Here is a 21,694-nt window from a genome sequence, read left to right on the forward strand (position 1 = left end):
ACTCAATGTGAGTAATCGATTTAAATACAACTTAATGATATTGATTATCATTTACTAAAAATATACAGTGTTATCCTGTTTATTAAATTGGTAACACTGTATGAGCTCAATTACACAAATAGGACTAATTACGCCCGCTTCAAAACGCTTTGTTAGCCAAAATAAACGCTTATTACTCCCTCTTTTTTTGTTGGTATGCTTTGCTGTGCCATCACTTCGTGATATTGCAATTACCGCACTAAGTGACGCGTTTTTTCAAGTTAGTGTATTTGTTGCTGCTACGTTACTGATTTATTACTACGCTATTGAGCGTTTACCTCAGTTGGAGCTTAGTTATCTAAGTGCCAAGTCGCCGGCATTAGAGGTCTTTTTTGCGGCTTTACTAGGTGCCTTACCCGGCTGCGGGGGCGCTATAATAGTGGTTACACAATTTACCAAAGGCCAAGCAAGTTTTGGTGCTATTGTTGCCGTATTAACAGCAACAATGGGCGATGCTGCATTTTTACTGTTAGCAACACGTCCTACTGAGGGCGCTGTAATAATGGCTATAGGATTAGTTATTGGAACTATATGTGGTGCTTTTGTAAATACAGTTCATAAACACGACTTTTTATGCCCTTCTTTAAAAGAACAAACGCGCAAAGTCAAAATATTGCCTACCCGCATTATTAGAGTCAGCAAGCCTATTTGGATGTTGGCGATTTTTCCAAGTTTAATCATCGCTTTTTTAATCGCATTTAACGTGGACTTTAACCAATTTGGAAAGTACACAAGCACTGGAGTAGATTTATTTGGTGCGGGCATGGCTCTATTTATTGTCACGGTATGGGCTTACTCGTCTAAAGGCGAAACATATAAACAAATTACCAGTGAGGAGGATGAATGTAATCCACCATCTAAAGTGGTTAAAGTGCTCCAAGACACACACTTTGTCACTGCATGGGTAGTGGCGTCGTTTATGTTATTTGAAATACTCGTGAATGTAGCCGAACTTGATTTAAAAACATGGTTTGCCCACTTCGCTTATTTAGCACCGCTGATTGCTGTAATTATAGGTTTTTTACCCGGTTGTGGGCCGCAAATAATAGTTACCACGCTTTATATACAGGGCATCATTCCATTTAGTGCTTTAACAGCCAATGCAATTTCAAACGACGGAGATGCGTTATTCCCTGCAATTGCGTTAGCCCCAAAAGCCGCAATAATAGCCACTTTATATACAGCACTTCCTGCTTTGGGGGTTGGCTATGGTTTGTATTTTATTTCGTATTAAATTTTAGGCATAAAAAAAGCTCAGCGAACACTGAGCTTTTAGGTTAAAACTTTACTTTATACAGCAGCAGGTTCTGCAGCTAACTCTTTTGGATTAGGACCATAATCGTTCTCGCCCTCATGTGAATCTTGTGCAAGGAACACAATTAAAACAATCCAACCAATAATTGGCACTAACCCCAGAAGCTGCCACCAGCCTGATCGGCCAGTATCGTGTAAACGACGTGCGCCGGCGCTTAAACTAGGTATTAATAGCGCTAAGCTATATATTGTGCTTACAAACATCGTGTTTGTAATACCATCTACAAGACCTGTTAAAAACGAAAAAATACAGTTAATTAGCACAAACATCCAATAAGCTTTGCGGCGATTACGTCCTGAAAAATCTGCGTAGCTACGCAGTGCGTTCATATAATGTTCCATAATATTTCCTTAGTGTTATTTTTTATATTCCCTAACGGGGTTTTTAAATTACTTATTAGTAACATTTGTATCTTAATTAAAAACGGTTTGCTTTAAAACAAAAAACCAGCAAATTGCTGGTTTTTTATAAGTTTAATTTTTAACTCATTGCCATCATCATTGCCGATGGGTTTTCTAAGTACGATTTCCATAAGTTATTAAAGCGAGCAATTGTTCCGCCATCAATAACACGGTGATCACCAGACCAACTGACTTGCATAATAGCCTTACTTACAACAAGACCGTTTTCATCAAAGCGAGGTAAATGCTGCAATTTACCTAGCGCAACAATAGCTACTTCTGGTTTATTAATAATTGGTGTGGCAATTGTGCCGCCAATTGCACCAATATTCGAAATGCTAATTGTACCGCCTTTTAAGTCTTCAGGTGGTACTCGCCCTTCGCGAGCAGACTCAGTAAGGCGTGTAAGTTCATTAGCCACATCAACAATATTTTTACTTTGGCACGACTTAATATTTGGTACCAATAAGCCAATTTTAGAATCGACTGCTATACCAATATTATGATCGTTAAAATAAGTAAGCTCAGAGCAATCTTCATTTACTTTAGAGTTAAGAACCGGGAATTCTTTCATTGCAAGCGACAGTGCTTTAACAAAGAAAGGCATCATAGTGAGCTTAACGCCTTGTGCTTTGTATTGCTCTTTCATTGAAGCTCTTAGGGCAATGAGATCTGTTAAATCTATTTCATCACAAAATGTAAAGTGTGGAATGGTTGAAACAGAGGCAACCATTTGTTTTGCCATCGCCGCTTTTATGCCTTTAATTGGCTCGACACGAACGCCAGAAATCTGCGTATTAGTTTGTGTGTTCGCTACATTGCTATTAAGCGGTGATGTATCAATACTGTTAGGTACTTCACCTTTAATAAACTCTTCTATATCTTGCTTATAGATACGTCCATTTTTACCACTACCCGGTACTTGTGTTAAATCAACATCAAGCTCGCGTGCTTTACGCCTAACAGCCGGTGATGCAACCGCTTTGGTGTTGACCACATTTGCTGGATTATTCACTTTTACTGGAGCTGCTTGCTCTGCTGCATTTGTTTGCGCTTTTACTACGGCTTGGTTTACATCTATGTTTTGTTTAGGTGCACTTCCAGCAATAGTCATCTGAAACAATGGGCTATGTACTTTAGCTATTTCGCCTTTCTGATAATACAGCTTTTGTACGGTACCGGTGTACTTGGCCGGTATTTGCACAAGGGCTTTATCAGTCATTACATCACAAACAGCTTGATCTTCTTCAATTTCATCGCCTTCGGCGACTAACCAGTCGACTATTTCGCACTCAACAATCCCTTCGCCAATATCTGGTAAAATAAAATCTTCTAATTGTTCAGCTGTATTGTTGTTTTGGGGTGCACTATTATGCTCTTGCGTTTCAATGTCAGCCGCTTCGCCTGCTACATCCATTGCAAACAAGGGTGCATGCACTTTAGCTATTTCGCCTTTTTGATGATAGAGCTTTGTAATTACTCCATCGTGCACAGCAGGTATTTGTACTAGCGCTTTATCGGTCATCACGTCACAGATGGGTTGATCTTCACAAACGCTATCCCCTTCTTTTACCAGCCATTCAACCACTTCACACTCAACAATGCCTTCACCAATATCGGGTAATATAAAATCTTTAGCCATGGGAACCCCTAAAAATCCATTGATTGTTTAATTGCAGCTAATACTTTGAGCGCATCAGGCACGTACTCTTTCTCAAGCGCCAGTGGGTAAGGTGTATCTAAACCACACACACGTAAAATAGGTGACTCTAAATGGAGGAAACACGCTTGTTGAATTGAGGCGGCAATTTCTGCACCAAATCCATTTGTAATAGGTGCTTCATGGCTTATTACTAAACGGCCAGTTTTAGTAACTGATTTAGCAATTGTGTCTATATCCCACGGCAAAATACTACGTAAATCTATAACCTCACAATGTATGCCTTGCTCGCTTGCTAGTTTTGCAGCATCTTCAATAATTTCCATTTGAGCGCCCCAGGCAAGTACTGTAATGTCACTGCCTTCTTGCACGACTTCAGCTTTACCTAACTCTATTGAGTAGTCTTCTTCAGGTACTTCACCCGTCGATGCGCGGTACAAACGTTTGGGCTCAAAAAATATAACCGGATTGTCATCTTTAATACTTGCACGCAGTAAACCTTTAGCTTGATATGGATTACGTGGCACCACTATTTTTAAACCTGGCGTATGTGCAAAGTAAGCTTCTGGTGATTGCGAATGATATAAACCACCAGCAATACCACCACCATATGGTGTACGTACAGTTAAGTTACCTACATTAAACTCGTTACCACTACGGTATCTGAATTTTGCTGATTCATTTACTATTTGGTCAAAGGCCGGGAATATATAATCTGCAAATTGAATTTCAGCTAATGCGGGTGCACCAAATGCCGCTAAACCATTAGCAAAACCTAAAATACCTTGCTCAGTTAAAGGCGTATTAAATACACGGTGTTTTCCGTATTTTTCTTGTAAACCTGAGGTCGCTCTAAATACACCACCAAAATACCCAACATCTTCGCCAAATATACACGCTTGCGGGTGTTCATTCATGGTTATATCTAGAGCAGAATTAATTGCATGTAGCATGTTCATTTTAGCCATTACTTAATTCTCCCTGCAGTAACTGGGTAAGCATCTGGGTGCTTTTGTATATGTTCTTTTAGTTCATTGTATTGACGAACAAGTGAAGGAATTGGCGTGTCGTAAACATCTGATACTAGCTCTTCTAAAGCAGGCTTTTGCACTACTTCTGCACGCTTTAATGCCGCTAATATATCTTCACGTATAGACTCTTTTGCTTTTAAATCGTCTTCTTCGTTGAGCCATTGCTGTTTTACTAGCCACTTTTTAAATTTTTCTATTGGGCATGTTTTGTAATTAGCCTCTTCGTCTTTTGAACGGTAACCACTTGGGTCATCAGACGTAGAGTGAGCGCCTAAGCGGTAAGCTATTGATTCAATTAAAACAGGTTCGCCTTGTGTTGAGGCAATTTCACGTGCTTTTTGCGTTGCCGCAAACACAGCAAGTGCGTCAGTGCCATCGACCCTAATTGTTTTAATGCCATAACCCACACCTCGTGAAGCAATACCATCACCTTTAAATTGCTCATCTGCCGGGGTCGAAATCGCATAGCCGTTGTTACGTGCAAAAAATATTACGGGTGCTTTATGCACTGCAGCCATGTTTAATCCTGCATGAAAGTCACCTTCAGATGCAGCGCCTTCGCCAAAGTAACAAATAGTAACGTTATCAATAGTGCTTGCAAGCTCGCCTGTTTTCGCATCTATATGCTTTACTTTTTGTCCATATGCATACCCTGTAGCTTGTGGTATTTGTGTGCCAAGAGGGGAAGAAATAGTCATATAGTTTAATTCGTTCGAACCATAATGAATTGGCATTTGACGACCTTTGCCTAAATCTAATTCATTTGAAAACATTTGGTTCATAAATTGGTCTAGCGTAAAACCACGGTAATGCAGTGCAGCTTGCTCACGGTATTGCGCCATTATCATGTCTTCTTGGTCAAGCGCAGCAGCGGATGCCGTAACGGCTGCTTCTTCACCTAAACATTGCATATAAAAGCTTACTCGGCCTTGGCGCTGAGCACCTTGCATACGTTCATCTAATAAACGTATAAAACGCATAGTCTCATAAAGTTTAATTGCGGTATGTTTTGAAATAGCGGGTGCTGTCGCACTTGGGTGAATGTCGCCATCCTCAGTTAAAATACTAAGGGTTGGAATATTAAGCGCATTGCCGTCAATAAATTCTAGCGCATGGTTAATATTCAGCGATACGTTATTTGGATTACTCATAACCTACCTTCTGTTGTTGTCAGTAACATAGTGCCCCTTTTACATTATTATTATGGGTGAGCATTGCTGAATAAACTTTGCAATATCTGCACTATATTTAATTAAAGCTGCCAACACTTTACGTTAACGTAAAGTGTTATTCAACAAATCTGTGACGAAACAAAAGTAAATATTGGTTAAATAAGTGGCAAGTTAACAATACAGCTACTTAAATTATTGGTAATCAGTTAGTTAACTTGCAGGGCAAAGAGGTCTAATGAGTTGAATTATACAAAGTTACTGTCTATTGCCATTGGAACAACGGTGAGTAATGCACGTTGCCCTAAGGCTACTTTTGCATTTGGGAATATGATTGCTTCTCCTTCAACGTCCGCATAATAAGGAGTATTTCCATCGGTTGCGAGCAGTTCTCCTTTTGCAAAGCCAGTAAAGTTCTCTGCATCATCAGAAAATGGAAAACTAAAATCCTCTTGAGTACGATTAATTGTACGGTGAACAGCGAACAGCTCAAAGTCGCTTGCATTAAATTGTGGGTATTCAACTTCTTTTTGACTAATTAATGCAGTTAACGTTTGTTTTGTTTTTTCAAAACGTGTCATATCGTTTTGGCCAAATGGTTTTACTTGCCCAAGCTCAACTGTAAACGAATCTGCACCATGAACAAAGGATGAGTAATAACTAAACGTTGTCGCTGGCGACTTCATCATTAATACAGTATTTACACCACAACTTAGTAAAAATTGTAGCTGTGATTTTTTCCATGGTTTACCGTGTAAAAATGGATACACAGCAAATTTTTCATTTTTTGAACCACGAATAGCCGTGTGCAAATCGTAATGACTGCGCTCACTGCCCTTTTCGCCTCTGGCAAAAAAGTCAGTTACGTAGCGTTCAAGTTTTGCCGCTCGAACGCGCTCGTTATTCATTTCAACACCATCAACTGTGTGGTGTCCATTAAATAAACGATTAAGATTTTCTTCAACAAAGCGCAAACCAATATTAATTGATTTAGGGTTACCGTATATAAAAAGGACTCGCTGATTAAGCTCAAGGTTTTGAGTAATAATTTGCTTTATTAGCTCATCACAAATTTCAATAGGCGCTGTTTCGTTACCGTGTACGGCACTTGATAGCACAATATCTTTTGAAGTAGTAACCGCTGGCTGAAACTCAATAACCCCAGTATCGTGTACATTAACTTGGGTTCCATTGTTGAGCGTAAAATGGCTCGGTGCTAAGTACCATTCATTATCTCGGCTAATGGTTAGAAAATCACCGGTTGATTGCAATAAATCTAAATAATCGGGTGTGGCTGACATAATAAAAGCCCTTTATAGTGTGAGAGATACAAAAAAAACGGCTGAATAATTCAGCCGTTTTTAAATAGTTTAAGCAGGTTTAGCTAATAACTGAATCAACTAATTGTTTAGCTTCTTTTTCTAAAAGAGCTAAATGTGCTTCGCCTTTAAATGATTCTAGGTATATTTTATAAATATCTTCAGTACCTGATGGGCGAGCAGCAAACCAGCCATTTTCTGTAACAACTTTTAAGCCGCCAATCGCTGCATTGTTACCAGGAGCATGAGTTAATTTTTGTAAAATAGGCTCTCCAGCTAACGTTTCGGCTTTCACGTCGTCTGCACTTAAAGCTTTTAAACGCGATTTTTGTGCACTACTTGCTGGCGCATCTAGACGCTTATAAAGTGGCGATCCAAATTCTTGTTCTAGCTCTTTATAAAGCGCTGATGGTGTTTTACCGGTTACTGCAAGTATTTCAGCTGCAAGTAGCCCCATTATAAATCCGTCTTTGTCGGTACACCATACGCTGCCATCAAAACGTAAAAACGCAGCGCCTGCACTTTCTTCGCCACCAAAAGCAAGATTACCTTTGTTTAGGCCTTCAACAAACCATTTAAAGCCTACCGGAACTTCTTTTACCTTTCGCTCATTACGCGCAACGACACGGTCAATCATCGAGCTCGAAACGAGTGTTTTACCTATTTCTACGCTGCTATTCCACTCGCGATGGTTTAATAGATAATCAATAGCAACAGCTAAAAAATGATTAGGATTCATCAGGCCATCGGGTGTAACAATGCCGTGACGGTCGTAATCAGGGTCGTTACCAATCGCTATATCAAAATCGTCTTTTAATTTAATCAAATTAGCCATCGAGTAAGGTGATGAACAATCCATACGTATTTTGCCATCTTTATCAAGTGGCATAAATGCAAAACGCGGATCAACACTGTCGTTTACTACGGTTAGATCTAAATTATATTTTTGCGCAATGACTGGCCAAAAATTTATACCTGAACCACCTAGTGGATCAATACCTATTTTAACGCCCGCATCACTAATGGCTTTTAAGTTAACGATATTTTCTAAATCGTTAATATACGGAGTCATTAAATCTTCGCAGCGGATAAACCCTGAGCGAGAAGCTTTAGCGAATGGGAAAAGCTCAACCTCGACTAAATCTTCAAGTAATAATTTGTTAGCCCTGTCTTCAATCCAGTTAGTTACGTCTGTATCAGCAGGCCCGCCGTTAGGTGGGTTATATTTAAAGCCGCCATCTTCAGGAGGGTTATGTGAAGGCGTAACAACAATGCCATCTGCAAGCTCATTAGGATTACGTTTATTGTGACAAACAATTGCATGGCTAATAACAGGAGTTGGAGTAAAGTCGCCATCTTGCTGAGTAATTACTTGCACTTCGTTAGCGACAAGCACTTCTATTGCAGAGTTAAAAGCAGCTTCACTAAGGGCATGGGTATCTTTACCTAAAAATAATGGCCCAAAAATATCGTTTTGTTTACGGTAATCACAAATGGCTTGTGTAATTGCTAAAATATGGGATTCATTAAATTTTACATCATAAGAGCAGCCGCGGTGTCCAGATGTACCAAAGGCAACGCCATGCTCTGGGTTTTGCTCTAAGTCTGGCTCATTTAAATAATAAGCCGAAACTAATTTAGGAACATTAACAAGTGCTGATTGTGGAGCAGTTTTGCCTGCGCCTGAGTGAATAGCCATTATATTTCCTTACAGGTAATCGCGAATTTTTTCAGCTTGCTCTGCACTGTAACCTAGGCAAAGAGCTACTTCATGAAGCATCATTTTTTTACGTGTTGTATTAGAATTAGTCATTACCCAATATTCACTGTCGGTGATATTTTTAGGGTTCATGCTACTTCCACTATTTACTAAATCTTCTTTGCTCGTTGCGAAATAAACACGGTCACGGCCTTTAATATCCAACACAGCAGAAAAATCAGATTTATGAGTGCGATAAAACGCACTTAAAATAAATAAGAAGCGACCCACCACGCCTTTTTGCATAGCTAGTTCTTCTTTATTTAATACATTAAAAACGTTAGCATTTTTTTGCTTCACTGGTGTGACAGTTTTTGGAACTTCAGCTTCTGCTACAGCGTGCTTTAATTCTGGCGCAGTAGATGGCGCAGTAGATGGCGCAGATGTAGTTGTTGTTTGTTGATTGTGTGTTATTTCTACGTCAGCGGTTAATTGTTTTTCGCCGCTCATGTTTAATAAACGACGCAAAATTGTGGATGCACTTTCACCAATACTTTGCGTGTTGCTGGCAATGTATTGATATAACTCGTCGTCTATGTCGATTTGTTTCATGGTCTTCCTGTCATTACGGGTCACATTTTTTTCTCACGCCTGATTATACCCAATCCAATAATAAATGCGAGTTACAACAAGCACTCGCAGGCATTTCGAAAATCTATAACTAGTTAGGTAAATTTTTAGTCAATCAATTTCTCTAATTTTCGAATATCATTTAATAAAATGGTCAATTAGACACTATTTTTTGCTTTTTTAAGTATTGCTCGGCAAACTAAGGCGAAATTTTTAGGAGCAATGTATGCAGCTAAATTATAAGCAACTGGGACAAGGTCCTGATGTTATTTTAATACATGGACTATTTGGTTCATTAGAAAACCTGAACGTAATTGCTAAGCCTTTAAGCGAGCATTTTACAGTTACCAATGTAGATTTACGAAACCATGGCCTCTCCCCTCATAGTAATGAGATGAGTTATCCTGCTATGGCAAAAGACATTGTTGAGTTACTTCAACACTTGAATATAAAAAAAGCACATATAATTGGTCATTCTATGGGTGGCAAGGTTGCTATGGAGCTTGCATTAACTCAACCCGAGTTAATTGAAAAATTAATTGTGCTTGATATAGCACCCGTTACCTACCCACCGCGGCATACTAAAATATTGCAGGCGCTTAACGCAGTTGCATCTGAGCATATAGAAGACAGAAAGCATGCTGATGATTTAATGCAGCCTTATATTGACGAACTTGGCGTTCGTCAGTTTTTATTAAAAAGCCTAGCTAAAAATGAAGCAGGAAAATTAACGTGGCGATTCAACTTACCTGTTCTTGATAAGAAATATTCAAATATACTCTCAAACGTTAATGAAAACAATTCTTGTTTATGCGATACTCTTTTTATCAAAGGTAACGATTCAGATTATATTTTACCCGAGTACCGCACTGCTATTGTCACGCGTTTCAAGAATACGAAAGCAAAAATCATTCACGGTGCTGGTCATTGGTTACATGCGCAAAAACCTATTGCTGTAAATAAGGCAATAAGTGACTTTTTAATTCAAAATTAAAGTAATTTTAATCGCTTGTTTTTGATTGCACGTACTAAATATATGAATATTTTTGTGCTATAGTACGCGCCGTTTAATTTAAAGGTTATACGTTGATGGTCAGTCAGTTAATTAACGAATTTGATACCCTAGGGTTGTATTTTGGCTTAGCCGGTATTTTGATATTCATCGGCTTGGCAATTAAAGACGTACTCAAAAGTGGTAATGTACCTAAGTTTGGTCGCTATATAGTATGGACTGTACTCTTTTTAGGCTGTTCAGGTTTTATTGCTAAAGGACTTATTCAAGTATTTTGGCAAGGCGCAGGTGTAGGTTAGGCATGGCGAAGTCAGAAACAGATAGAACAACACTCGATTTATTTGAATACGAAAAGCGTCCAGGCCGACCTAAAACCAATCCTCTTTCGCGGGATATGCAGTTAAAGGTTAATAAACGTAATCAAATAAAAAGAGACAAAGCACGTGGTTTAAAACGTGTTGAATTTAAAGTTTCATCGCAGTTGTATCAAGCGTTAAGTGATATGGCAGATGCACAAAATATTAGCCGCAGTGCGCTGATTGAAACGATTTTACAAGAAAGATTGGCTATTGATACATAAAAGGTTATAAATCCATGGCAAGTGTAGGCATTTTTTTCGGAAGTGACACAGGTAACACAGAACACGTAGCAAAAATGATCCAAAAAGAATTGGGTAAAAAGCTTGTGGCTGTGCATGATATTGCAAAAAGCTCTAAAGAAGAGATTGCAGATTTTGATTTAATCTTATTTGGTATTCCAACGTGGTACTACGGCGAAGCACAATGTGATTGGGATGATTTTTTCCCTGAGCTTGAAGAAGTAGACTTTGAAGGAAAACTTGTTGCTATTTTTGGTTGTGGTGATCAAGAAGATTATGCAGAGTACTTTTTAGATGCAATGGGCATGATCAACGATATTGTTACTGAGCGTGGCGCAATTGTTGTAGGTCACTGGCCTACTGAAGGCTACGATTTCGAAGCCTCAAAAGGCATGGCAGACGACAACCATTTTGTTGGTTTAGGTATTGATGAAGATCGTCAACCAGAACTCACAGAGCAACGCGTAAAAGCATGGTCTGCTCAAGTATTTGATGAAATGTGTTTAAGCGAGCTTGCTGACTAATCCATCCGATATACCGCTAACTGTTTAAATAGTTATCAAACAGTTAGCGTTTTCTTTATTTACTGCAATATAAATCATTTCTTCTTTGCACTTGAGGCCTAGGCACGTTATCCTATTTGTTGCTTATGTATCGTGAGCATCTTTGCAAGATGTCTAGTATAACCAAATAAAATTGAGACAGATTTAATGACTGATCATAACTTGGAACTTAAAAAAGCCGGTTTAAAAGTGACTTTACCGCGTATTAAAATTTTAGAGATTTTACAGTCTCCAGATAACCAACACATCAGTGCTGAAGATGTTTACAAAATTCTTTTGGATTTAGGTGAAGAAATTGGCCTTGCAACTGTATACCGCGTACTCAACCAATTTGATGATGCAGGCATTGTAAGCCGTCATCACTTTGAAGGCGGGAAGTCGGTATTTGAATTATCGGGCAGTACTCACCACGATCACTTAGTATGTTTAAAGTGTGGAAAAGTTGTTGAGTTTGAAGATGAGATGATTGAACGTCGCCAGCTTGAAATAGCTCAAGAAAACGGTATTACTTTAACAAACCACTCTTTATACCTTTACGGAGAGTGTGATGATAAAGCTGCATGTAAAGCGTTTAGTGATGCAAATAGTTAGTATATCCTAGCTATAAAAAAACCTGCTATTTGCAGGTTTTTTTGTGTCTATTATTTAAAGTATTACTACACCCACAAGTGAGCGGGCGTAGTAAAAATAAGCTTATTGTGTTTTAGACCATGAGTCACGAAGACCTACTGTTTGGTTAAACACAACATTTTCTGACTTAGAATCTCTTGAAAAGTAACCGGTACGTTCAAACTGGAACCCCTGCTCTGCTTGTGAATTAGCAAGCGAAGGCTCAAGTTTAGCATTAGTTAAAACAACTAATGATTCTGGGTTTAATGTCGTTTCAAACTCATCAGCTGCAGCTGGGTTTGGCACATTAAATAAACGATCGTACAAACGAACTTCAGCTGTAATAGCCTCAGAAGCTGATACCCAATGAATAACGCCTTTAACTTTACGACCATCACTTGGGTTTTTGCCTAGTGTTTCATTATCATAAGTACAATAAATAGTGGTTATTTCACCGTTTTCGTCTTTTTCTACACGATTAGCTTTAATAACATAAGCGCCACGTAAACGAACCTCTTTATCGAGCACTAAACGTTTAAACTTATTATTTGCTTGCTCTTTAAAGTCTTCTCGTTCAATGAATATTTCACGCGTAAATGGCACATCGCGGCGACCCATTTCTTCCTTATTAGGGTGGTTAGCCACCGATAAAGTTTCTATGGTATCTGCCTCGTAGTTTTCGATGATCACTTTAACCGGATCGAGTACAGCCATCGCGCGAGGAGCATTTTCATTTAAGTCATCACGAATACACGCTTCTAGCATACCCATTTCAACCATATTCTCTTGCTTGGTAACCCCTATTCGTAAACAAAATTCACGAATTGAAGCCGGTGTATAACCACGGCGACGTAAACCTGCAATAGTAGGCATACGAGGGTCGTCCCAACCTTCAACGTAGTTATTTACAACAAGGTCATTTAATTTACGTTTAGACATAATTGTGTATTCAAGATTTAAACGAGAAAACTCAATTTGCTGTGGATGACATTCAATGCTGATGTTATCAAGTACCCAGTCGTATAAACGACGATTATCTTGGAACTCTAGTGTACATAGTGAGTGTGTAATACCCTCAATTGCATCAGAAATACAATGCGTGAAATCGTACATTGGGTAAATACACCATTTATCGGCAGTTTGATGGTGATGAGCAAAACGAACACGATAAATAATTGGATCGCGAAGCACCATAAACGAGCTTGCCATATCAATTTTTGCACGAAGAACACATTCGCCTTCTTTGAAACCACCCGCACGCATTTTTTCAAATAATGCTAAGTTTTCTTCAGGAGATGTATCTCTGTATGGGCTATTTTTACCTGGCTCCGTTAAAGTTCCGCGGTATTCACGTGCTTGGTCTGCTGTTAAAAAACAAACATAAGCTAACCCTTTGTTTATAAGCTCAACAGCATAACCGTATAAAATATCAAAATAATTAGAAGAATACTTTATATCACCATCCCAGTTAAACCCTAACCATTGAACGTCTTCTTTTATAGAATTAACGTAGTTAATGTCTTCTTTTTCTGGGTTTGTATCGTCAAATCGTAAGTTACATAAACCGTTATAATCTTTTGCAATACCGAAATTTAAACAAATTGATTTTGCATGGCCTATGTGTAAAAAACCATTGGGCTCAGGTGGAAAGCGCGTGTGCGTTGCTGCATGCTTTTTACTTGCTAAGTCTTCATCAATTCGGGTTCTAATAAAGTTACTTGGGCGATTCTCAATTTCCGCCATAGGAGTACGATCCTCTAAATATTACTTAATTACAAAACTAATGCATTATTACAAAAACAATCACTAACATACAGCAATAGATTACGCTTTATCTTACTTATTGATTAACTTTAATTCATCTAATCTTTTTCTAACGAATAAAGTTTGTTTTAGCGCAATATTTAATTCATATAAGCGCTATATAGTGCGTCAATACCGTACTTTATAAGGATTAAGAGATGGCTACACTTAACCAGCACCGTGTATATATACCCAGTAATGCACGTGCTAATCATTACTTACTTGCAGAAATTACCCCTAACGAAAGTTTTTACTCGAGCTTTAACTCAATAAACTGTTGCTACGAAAGAATAGCACGTCAATTATTTGCAGCATGCGATGAATATGAGCTCCATAATGTGCATATTTTAGCAAACGACAAACTTCCTGTTGTCAGATTCCATGATGAGTCTTATCAGTTAGAAACTAATAAGCAAATGCTTATATTTTATAACCCACGTTATCACGAAGCGCATAAACTCTATTATTCAACGGATACGCAAAGTAAAAAGGTACGCTTACTCTTTTTAGCTACGGGCGAAGATATACGAGCTAACTCCGCTGTATTTCACAAAAAAGTCCAAAAAGTATTAACGGTAATGCAAGAACAATTATTTATTGATCAACCCAAATTTAAAGTGCGTGATCATCAACATTTAACTTACGACTTATTTGCTAAAAATAAAGGAAACAAAGAAACCTATGGCTACAAATTAAGAAGTTTGTACCCAAGATATCAAAATCGCCAATGTGAAATACCTAAAGAACATGCAGAGATGACATACACGACATTTTCTATCCCTGTATCAAGGGCTATTAAAACTCAATTTCAAACTTTAATGAATAATGGCGATTTTAATCAATTTTATAATTACTTTTTAGATAGCTTCAAACGGTGCTGCGAGCTTAATAAGCTAACTCATGGGGCATTAATAGCTAATGGTGCCAAACCTATTGTTAGAAATAGTAAAGTGGATATTAACGAAGGAAACGAAGAGCTTCAAAAGCTAAGCTTTGACATAAACTCAGATAAAACACAACTAAAGTGCTTTTTCGATGAACAAAGATTAGTAGAAACAATTCATTTTGTTATTGCAGCTGCCAATCATAACAAGCAAGAAATTGGTTATGGTAAATTTATGAATAAGGTTGAAAAAACGATTTTTCAACTTTGTGATGAGCTAGATATAAATAAAGAAAGACAAGATCTAACCGTCAGGTTTTTTCAACATATCAGTTACCCGTTTTAGCTAACTGCTCAAAACAAAAAGGCTCGCAAATGCGAGCCTTTTCAAAGATTAACTAAACTGATTACCAGCCTGTTTTCTCTTTAAGCGCTTTGCCGATATCAGCAAGTGAACGTACAGTTTGTACGCCAGCAGCTTCTAATGCAGCAAACTTCTCATCAGCAGTACCTTTACCGCCGGCGATGATTGCGCCAGCATGACCCATGCGTTTACCTTCTGGTGCAGTAACACCAGCAATGTAAGATACAACAGGTTTAGTTACGTTAGCCTTGATGTACTCTGCAGCTTCTTCTTCTGCAGTACCACCAATTTCACCAATCATTACGATTGCTTCAGTCTGTGGATCTTTTTCGAACATTTCTAAAACGTCAATAAAGTTAGTACCTGGGATTGGATCACCACCAATACCAACACACGTAGACTGACCAAAACCAGCATCTGTAGTTTGCTTAACTGCTTCGTACGTTAAAGTACCAGAGCGAGAAACAATACCTACTTTACCAGGCTTGTGGATGTGACCAGGCATGATACCAATCTTAGTCTCACCAGGAGTGATAACACCTGGACAGTTAGGACCTATCATACGAGTACCTGTTTGATCTAGTTTAACTTTAACGTCAACCATATCAAGTGTAGGGATACCTTCAGTGATACAAACAATTAGCTCGATGCCAGCATCAATTGCTTCTAAGATTGCATCTTTACAGAAAGGTGCTGGTACGTAAATAACTGAAGCAGTTGCGCCAGTTTCTTGTACTGCATCACGTACTGTGTTGAATACAGGAAGACCAAGGTGCGTTTGACCGCCTTTACCTGGGCTAACACCACCAACCATTTGTGTACCGTACTCAAGCGCTTGCTCTGAGTGGAAAGTACCTTGGCCACCAGTGAAACCCTGACAGATAACTTTTGTATCTTTATTGATTAATACAGACATTATTTGCCCTCCGCAGCAGCAACAACTTTTTCAGCAGCGTCTGTTAATGATTCAGCAGCGATGATGTCTAAGTCAGAGCTCTTAAGAACTTCACGACCTAATTCAGCATTAGTACCTTCTAAACGTACAACTACAGGTACATTTACGCCAACTTCTTTAACTGCGCCAATGATACCTTCAGCAATCATGTCACAACGTACGATACCGCCAAAGATGTTAACTAAAACAGCTTTTACATTGTCGTCAGAAAGGATGATTTTGAATGCTTCAGAAACACGTTCTTTAGTCGCGCCGCCACCAACATCTAAGAAGTTAGCTGGCTTGCCGCCGTGTAGGTTTACGATATCCATAGTACCCATTGCTAGGCCTGCACCGTTAACCATACAACCTACGTTGCCATCTAATGCTACATAGTTAAGCTCAAAGCTTGCTGCATGTGCTTCACGCGCATCTTCTTGAGATGGATCGTGGAACTCACGGATTTTTGGTTGACGGTAAAGTGCATTACCATCGATACCGATTTTGCCGTCAAGACAGTGAAGGTTACCTTCGTCTGTGATTACTAACGGGTTGATTTCAAGTAATGCGAAATCGAAATCGTTAAACATTTTACCAAGACCCATGAAGATCTTAACGAACTGTTTCATTTGTGTTGGGTTAAGACCCAATTTGAAACCAAGTTCACGTGCTTGGTAAGCTTGAGGACCTACTAGAGGATCGATCTCAGCTTTGTGGATAAGTTCTGGTGTTTCTTCAGCAACAGTTTCAATTTCAACACCGCCTTCAGTAGACGCCATGAAAACAACTTTGCGAGAAGCACGATCAACTACTGCACCTAAGTACAATTCGTTGGCGATATCTGTACAGCTTTCTACTAAAATTTTAGCAACTGGCTGACCGTTTTCGTCTGTTTGGTAAGTAACTAGGTTTTTACCTAACCAGTTAGCTGCAAACGCTTTAACTTCATCGATAGTTTTAACTAGCTTTACACCGCCAGCTTTACCACGTCCACCTGCGTGAACCTGAGTTTTAACAACCCACATATCACCGCCGATTTTTTCAGCAGCTGCTGCAGCTTCTTCAGGTGTATCGCAAGCGAAACCTTGAGAAACTGGTAAACCATATTCGGCAAAAAGTTGTTTTGCCTGATACTCATGCAAATTCATGATGCTTTATCCAATTTTTTATACTAAAAGAGCTGAATATTTATTCAATAAACAACTATCCCAAATTGCGCACCTAGTATAGTTGCCAAGGCTTAACATGAAAACCCCAGTACGACCAAAGGCGCAAAAAAAAAGCTGTGAATTGTGGTTCACAGCTTATATTTCATACTACTTGATTAAACATCCAGTAATAAGCGAGTTGGATCTTCAAGTAACTCTTTAATAGTTACTAAGAAACCAACAGATTCTTTACCATCTATTTGGCGGTGATCATAAGAAAGTGCCAAATACATCATAGGAAGAATTTCAACTTTACCATTTACTGCCATTGGACGGTCTTGAATTTTATGCATTCCCAAAATTGAAGACTGTGGCAAGTTAATGATAGGTGTAGATAGTAACGAACCGAATACACCACCGTTTGTAATAGTGAAGTTACCACCTGTCATGTCGTCAAGCGTTAGCTTTCCGTCACGGCCTTTAAGTGCTAATTCACGAATGCCTTTTTCAATTTCAGCAACTGATAACTTATCACAGTCTTTAAGAACTGGTGTTACTAGACCACGAGGTGTAGAAACAGCAATGCTGATATCAAAGTAATTGTGGTAGACGATATCGTCGCCATCAATTGATGCATTTACATCAGGAAAACGTTTAAGTGCTTCAGTGACTGCTTTCACGTAGAAAGACATGAAGCCTAAGCGAATACCGTGACGCTTTTCGAATACTTCTTGGTACTGCTTGCGAAGATCCATAATTGGCTTCATGTTTACTTCGTTAAACGTCGTTAACATTGCAGTAGAGTTTTTCGCTTCTAATAAACGATTAGCAATAGTTTTACGTAAGCGCGTCATTGGTACACGTTTTTGTGTACGGTCACCCATTGGTGCAGCTGGTGCAGCAGCCTCTGATTTTTTAGCTGATGGTGCAGGTGCTTTCAAGAACGTATCAACGTCTTCTTTAGTTACACGACCATTTTTGCCAGTTCCTTTGATTTTAGAAGCATCTAGTCCTTTTTCAGCAATTAAACGACGAACAGATGGAGTTAATACATCATTGCTGTCAGCTGAATCTGCAGCAGGAGCCGCCTCTTCTTTAGCAGCAGGAGCTGCAGGTGCACCACCTGCTTTTACTGAACCGATTACTTGCTCACCAAGAACAGTATCGCCTTCAGCGTTAATGATGTCGCCCATGATACCGTCTTCTTGAGCTACTACTTCAAGAACAACTTTATCTGTTTCGATATCTACCAGGTTTTGATCGCGCGTTACTGCGTCTCCTGGTTGAACATGCCATGTAGCAATTGTTGCGTCTGCAACTGATTCTGGAAGTACAGGTACTTTGATGTCCACTTCTTTACCTTCTGATGCTGGTGCTGATGGCGCCGATGGCGCGTCTTCTGATTTTTCTGCTTCACTTGAAGATGTGCTTTGGCTTGAAGGCGCTGCATCAGCATCGCCAAGTAAACCCATAACTTGGTCACCAAGTACGGTAGCACCCTCTTCTTGAGAGATTTCTGTAATTACACCGTCATGTTGTGCAACTACTTCTAACACTACTTTGTCTGTTTCAATATCTACTAAGTTCTGATCACGAGTTACTTTGTCGCCAACACTTACATGCCATGTAGCAACGGTAGCATCTGCAACCGACTCAGGAAGAACAGGAACTTTAATTTCTGTGCTCATCGCTTATCCTTTATTTTCTATAGTAAGCGCGTCAGCAACGAGCGCTTGTTGTTCTTTAGTATGTACTGACATGTAACCACACGCTGGTGATGCAGATGCTTTACGCCCAGCGTATTTCAACTTAGCACCTTGTGGAATTGCGTCAACAAAATGATGCTGAGAACAGTACCATGCACCTTGGTTTTGTGGCTCTTCTTGACACCATACAAAATCAGTAACGTGTTGGTAACGTTCCATAATAGTTTTCATTTCGTCATGTGGGAACGGGTATAATTGCTCTACGCGGACAATGGCAATATTATTTAGTTCCTGTTTACGGCGCTCTTGAAGTAGCTCGTAGTAGACTTTACCACTACAAAATACAACACGTTCAACGTCATCAGATTTAATATCATCAACTTCGTCGATCATATTATGGAATACACCATTTGACAGCTCTTCAAGTGAAGAAACAGCAAGTGGATGGCGTAGTAACGACTTAGGTGTCATAACAATCAATGGGCGACGTAGAGGTCTAACTGACTGACGTCGTAACATAGCGTATACTTGCGCAGGTGTTGACGGAACACAAACCTGCATATTGTGATCAGCACAAAGCTGCAAGAAACGCTCAAGACGTGCCGAGCTATGCTCTGGGCCTTGGCCTTCATAACCATGAGGTAATAAAATGGTAAGACCACACAAACGGCCCCATTTTTGCTCGCCTGAACTCAAGAATTGGTCGAATACAACCTGTGCACCATTTGCAAAGTCACCAAACTGAGCCTCCCAAAGTACAAGAGAAGTAGGCTCCGCAGTCGCATAACCATACTCAAATGCAACAACGGCTTCTTCAGAAAGTACCGAGTCAAAAACTTGGAACGTACCTTGATCTTCACTTAAGTGCTGCAAAGGTAGATAAGTCGCACCATCTTTTTGGCTGTGAACAACGGCATGTCTATGGAAGAAAGTACCGCGACCAGAATCTTGGCCTGTCATTCTAATGTCAGTGCCTTCGCTTGCGATAGTTGCATAAGCAAGTGTTTCTGCCATCCCCCAATCAAGCGGTTTTTCACCAGTGGCCATTAACTTACGATCATCGTAAATCTTTTTGACGCGCGACTGAGCTTTATATTCTTCAGGGTAGCTAGCTACCTTTTCGCCAAGTTCTTTGAGCTTTTCAACCGAAACACTAGCGTCGTAATCAACGTCCCAATCGTGGCCAACGTATTTAGCCCAATCTGAAGAATGAGAGGTTTCTGGTTGAATCTCAGATACAACGCAATTACCGTCATCTAATCCGTTACGGTATTCATCCGCAAGCGCTTTAATTTCTTGCTCTGAGAAAGAGCCTTCAGCGATTAATTGATCTGCATAAATAAGGCGCGGAACTGGGTGTTTTTTGATTTTTTGGTACATTAAAGGCTGAGTAGCATTTGGCTCATCAGCTTCATTGTGGCCATGTCGGCGGTAACAAACTAAGTCAATAACTACGTCACGCTTAAATTTGTTTCTAAAATCGAGCGCTATTTGTGTAACAAATGCAACCGCTTCAGGATCATCAGAATTGACGTGGAAAATTGGTGACTGAACCATTTTGGCGATATCAGTACAATAATCTGTAGAACGAACATCATCTTGTTTAGAAGTAGTAAAACCAACTTGGTTGTTAACAACAATTCGAATACTGCCACCACAACTAAACGCATTAGTTTGAGACAGGTTAAACGTTTCTTGAACTACACCTTGACCTGTTACAGCAGAATCACCATGAATTGTGATCGGTAACGCTTTTATTCCCGTAGTATCACCTAAACGATCTAAACGAGCGCGTACAGAACCCATAACTACTGGGTTAACTATCTCAAGGTGAGAAGGGTTGAAAGCCAGTGCCATATGAACGTTGCCGCCCTTAGTGGCAAAGTCCGATGAATAACCCATATGGTACTTAACGTCACCCGAACTAAGGGTATCTTTATGCTTACCAGCGAACTCATCAAAAAGCTCTGATGGGTTTTTACCTAAAACGTTAACTAAAACATTCAAACGTCCACGGTGAGCCATGCCTATAACAGCTTCTTGTTGGCCACTCTCACCAGCGCGATGAATAAGTTCTTTTAGCATAGGTACCAACGCGTCCCCACCTTCTAGTGAGAATCGTTTGGCACCAGGGAACTTAGCACCCAAATATTTTTCAAGACCATCAGCTGCAGTTAACCCTTTGAGGATACGTAGCTTTTCTTCTTTTTCGAATTTAGGCCTAGATTGAACAGATTCTAAACGTTGTTGTAACCAACGCTTTTCTTCTGTTGATGTGATGTGCATATACTCTGCACCGATAGAACCACAATATGTAGTCTTAAGTGCTTGGTATAATTCACCTAAAGGCATAGAGTCTGAACCAACTGCAAAAGACCCTACGTTAAACTCTCGATCAAAATCAGCTTCTGACAAGTCGTGGTAATCTAGCTCTAAATCTCGAACACGCTCTCGCTCCCAAATACCCAATGGATCTAGGTTTGCATTTTGGTGACCACGAAAACGGAAAGCATTAATAAGTTGTAGAACTTTAACCTGTTTAAGGTCACCGCCGCTACCCTCTGCTACCACTACTTCTCTATGCTTGTTTTTTGCAAGCTCTGCAAACTGTGCTCGAACTTCTGAATGCTTAACTTCAACATCCACACCATTAACTTTTGGTAATTGTTCGAACACTTCTCGCCATTCATCTGGCACAGAAGTCGCATCATCTAAATACGCTTCATAAAGCTCTTCTACATAAGCAACGTTACCGCCGTTTAAATGTGAAGATTCTAACCATGCCTTCATCACACCTTCGTGCATTTATAA

The 21,694-nt window shown here is 39.5% G+C and carries 19 protein-coding genes; 7 read left to right on the forward strand and 12 right to left on the reverse strand.

The window, feature by feature from the left end:
• The first annotated feature begins 100 nt into the window (after positions 1–100).
• Positions 101–1,273, forward strand: a complete 1,173-nt coding sequence (locus ACFI34_RS00480; protein WP_462672003.1) for a putative manganese transporter — start codon at positions 101–103, stop codon at positions 1,271–1,273.
• Positions 1,274–1,329: 56 nt separating this feature from the next.
• Here ACFI34_RS00480 and ACFI34_RS00485 read toward each other — a convergent pair whose 3' ends face one another.
• From ACFI34_RS00485 to seqA, 7 genes are all read right to left on the reverse strand, one after another.
• Complete coding sequence (locus ACFI34_RS00485) at positions 1,330–1,695, reverse strand: DUF805 domain-containing protein (protein ID WP_410899567.1); 366 nt, start codon at positions 1,693–1,695, stop codon at positions 1,330–1,332.
• Positions 1,696–1,834: 139 nt separating this feature from the next.
• The gene (locus ACFI34_RS00490; protein WP_462672004.1) at positions 1,835–3,397 is read right to left on the reverse strand and encodes a dihydrolipoyllysine-residue acetyltransferase; all 1,563 of its coding nucleotides are present in this window, start codon (positions 3,395–3,397) and stop codon (positions 1,835–1,837) included.
• A gap of 8 nt (positions 3,398–3,405) precedes the next feature.
• Positions 3,406–4,383, reverse strand: coding sequence for an alpha-ketoacid dehydrogenase subunit beta (locus tag ACFI34_RS00495; RefSeq protein WP_006793035.1), 978 nt, complete (start codon positions 4,381–4,383; stop codon positions 3,406–3,408).
• The gene (locus ACFI34_RS00500) at positions 4,383–5,597 is read right to left on the reverse strand and encodes a thiamine pyrophosphate-dependent dehydrogenase E1 component subunit alpha (protein ID WP_008127397.1); all 1,215 of its coding nucleotides are present in this window, start codon (positions 5,595–5,597) and stop codon (positions 4,383–4,385) included. The genes ACFI34_RS00495 and ACFI34_RS00500 overlap by 1 nt, the downstream gene beginning before the upstream one ends.
• 266 nt (positions 5,598–5,863) lie before the next feature.
• A complete protein-coding gene (gene astE, locus ACFI34_RS00505) occupies positions 5,864–6,916 on the reverse strand; it encodes a succinylglutamate desuccinylase (RefSeq protein WP_462672005.1) in 1,053 nt (350 codons plus the stop codon).
• Between the two features lie 79 nt (positions 6,917–6,995).
• A complete protein-coding gene (gene pgm, locus ACFI34_RS00510) occupies positions 6,996–8,633 on the reverse strand; it encodes a phosphoglucomutase (alpha-D-glucose-1,6-bisphosphate-dependent) (RefSeq protein WP_462672006.1) in 1,638 nt (545 codons plus the stop codon).
• Positions 8,634–8,642: 9 nt separating this feature from the next.
• Positions 8,643–9,245, reverse strand: a complete 603-nt coding sequence (gene seqA / locus ACFI34_RS00515; protein ID WP_462672007.1) for a replication initiation negative regulator SeqA — start codon at positions 9,243–9,245, stop codon at positions 8,643–8,645.
• Between the two features lie 244 nt (positions 9,246–9,489).
• On the opposite strand from seqA, the gene ACFI34_RS00520 reads away from it, so the two are divergent.
• From ACFI34_RS00520 to fur, 5 genes are all read left to right on the forward strand, one after another.
• Positions 9,490–10,257, forward strand: coding sequence for an alpha/beta fold hydrolase (locus tag ACFI34_RS00520; protein WP_462672008.1), 768 nt, complete (start codon positions 9,490–9,492; stop codon positions 10,255–10,257).
• Positions 10,258–10,352: 95 nt separating this feature from the next.
• Entirely contained in the window at positions 10,353–10,574 is a 222-nt protein-coding gene (locus ACFI34_RS00525) for a DUF2788 domain-containing protein (RefSeq protein ID WP_006793041.1), read from the forward strand.
• A gap of 2 nt (positions 10,575–10,576) precedes the next feature.
• The gene (gene ybfE / locus ACFI34_RS00530) at positions 10,577–10,855 is read left to right on the forward strand and encodes a LexA regulated protein (protein ID WP_002962928.1); all 279 of its coding nucleotides are present in this window, start codon (positions 10,577–10,579) and stop codon (positions 10,853–10,855) included.
• Positions 10,856–10,869: 14 nt separating this feature from the next.
• Entirely contained in the window at positions 10,870–11,397 is a 528-nt protein-coding gene (fldA, locus tag ACFI34_RS00535) for a flavodoxin FldA (RefSeq protein ID WP_039037073.1), read from the forward strand.
• Positions 11,398–11,583: 186 nt separating this feature from the next.
• Entirely contained in the window at positions 11,584–12,027 is a 444-nt protein-coding gene (fur, locus tag ACFI34_RS00540) for a ferric iron uptake transcriptional regulator (RefSeq protein WP_006794887.1), read from the forward strand.
• 102 nt (positions 12,028–12,129) lie between these two features.
• Here the strand turns inward: fur and glnS are convergent, their stop codons facing one another.
• Complete coding sequence (glnS, locus tag ACFI34_RS00545; RefSeq protein ID WP_462672009.1) at positions 12,130–13,788, reverse strand: glutamine--tRNA ligase; 1,659 nt, start codon at positions 13,786–13,788, stop codon at positions 12,130–12,132.
• 218 nt (positions 13,789–14,006) lie between these two features.
• On the opposite strand from glnS, the gene ACFI34_RS00550 reads away from it, so the two are divergent.
• Entirely contained in the window at positions 14,007–15,077 is a 1,071-nt protein-coding gene (locus ACFI34_RS00550) for a DUF3083 family protein (protein ID WP_462672010.1), read from the forward strand.
• A 61-nt stretch (positions 15,078–15,138) separates the two neighbouring features.
• Here the strand turns inward: ACFI34_RS00550 and sucD are convergent, their stop codons facing one another.
• The 4 genes from sucD to ACFI34_RS00570 all read right to left on the reverse strand — a co-directional run bounded on the left by sucD (position 15,139) and on the right by ACFI34_RS00570 (position 21,688).
• Positions 15,139–16,011, reverse strand: coding sequence for a succinate--CoA ligase subunit alpha (gene sucD / locus ACFI34_RS00555; RefSeq protein ID WP_008127375.1), 873 nt, complete (start codon positions 16,009–16,011; stop codon positions 15,139–15,141).
• Entirely contained in the window at positions 16,011–17,177 is a 1,167-nt protein-coding gene (sucC, locus tag ACFI34_RS00560; protein ID WP_006794719.1) for an ADP-forming succinate--CoA ligase subunit beta, read from the reverse strand. Before sucC ends, sucD begins: the two co-directional genes overlap by 1 nt.
• A gap of 176 nt (positions 17,178–17,353) precedes the next feature.
• Positions 17,354–18,865, reverse strand: coding sequence for a 2-oxoglutarate dehydrogenase complex dihydrolipoyllysine-residue succinyltransferase (odhB, locus tag ACFI34_RS00565; RefSeq protein ID WP_462672011.1), 1,512 nt, complete (start codon positions 18,863–18,865; stop codon positions 17,354–17,356).
• 3 nt (positions 18,866–18,868) lie between these two features.
• A complete protein-coding gene (locus ACFI34_RS00570; protein ID WP_462672012.1) occupies positions 18,869–21,688 on the reverse strand; it encodes a 2-oxoglutarate dehydrogenase E1 component in 2,820 nt (939 codons plus the stop codon).
• Positions 21,689–21,694: the final 6 nt, after the last annotated feature.

The organism is Pseudoalteromonas sp. PSi26, assembly GCF_054960575.1.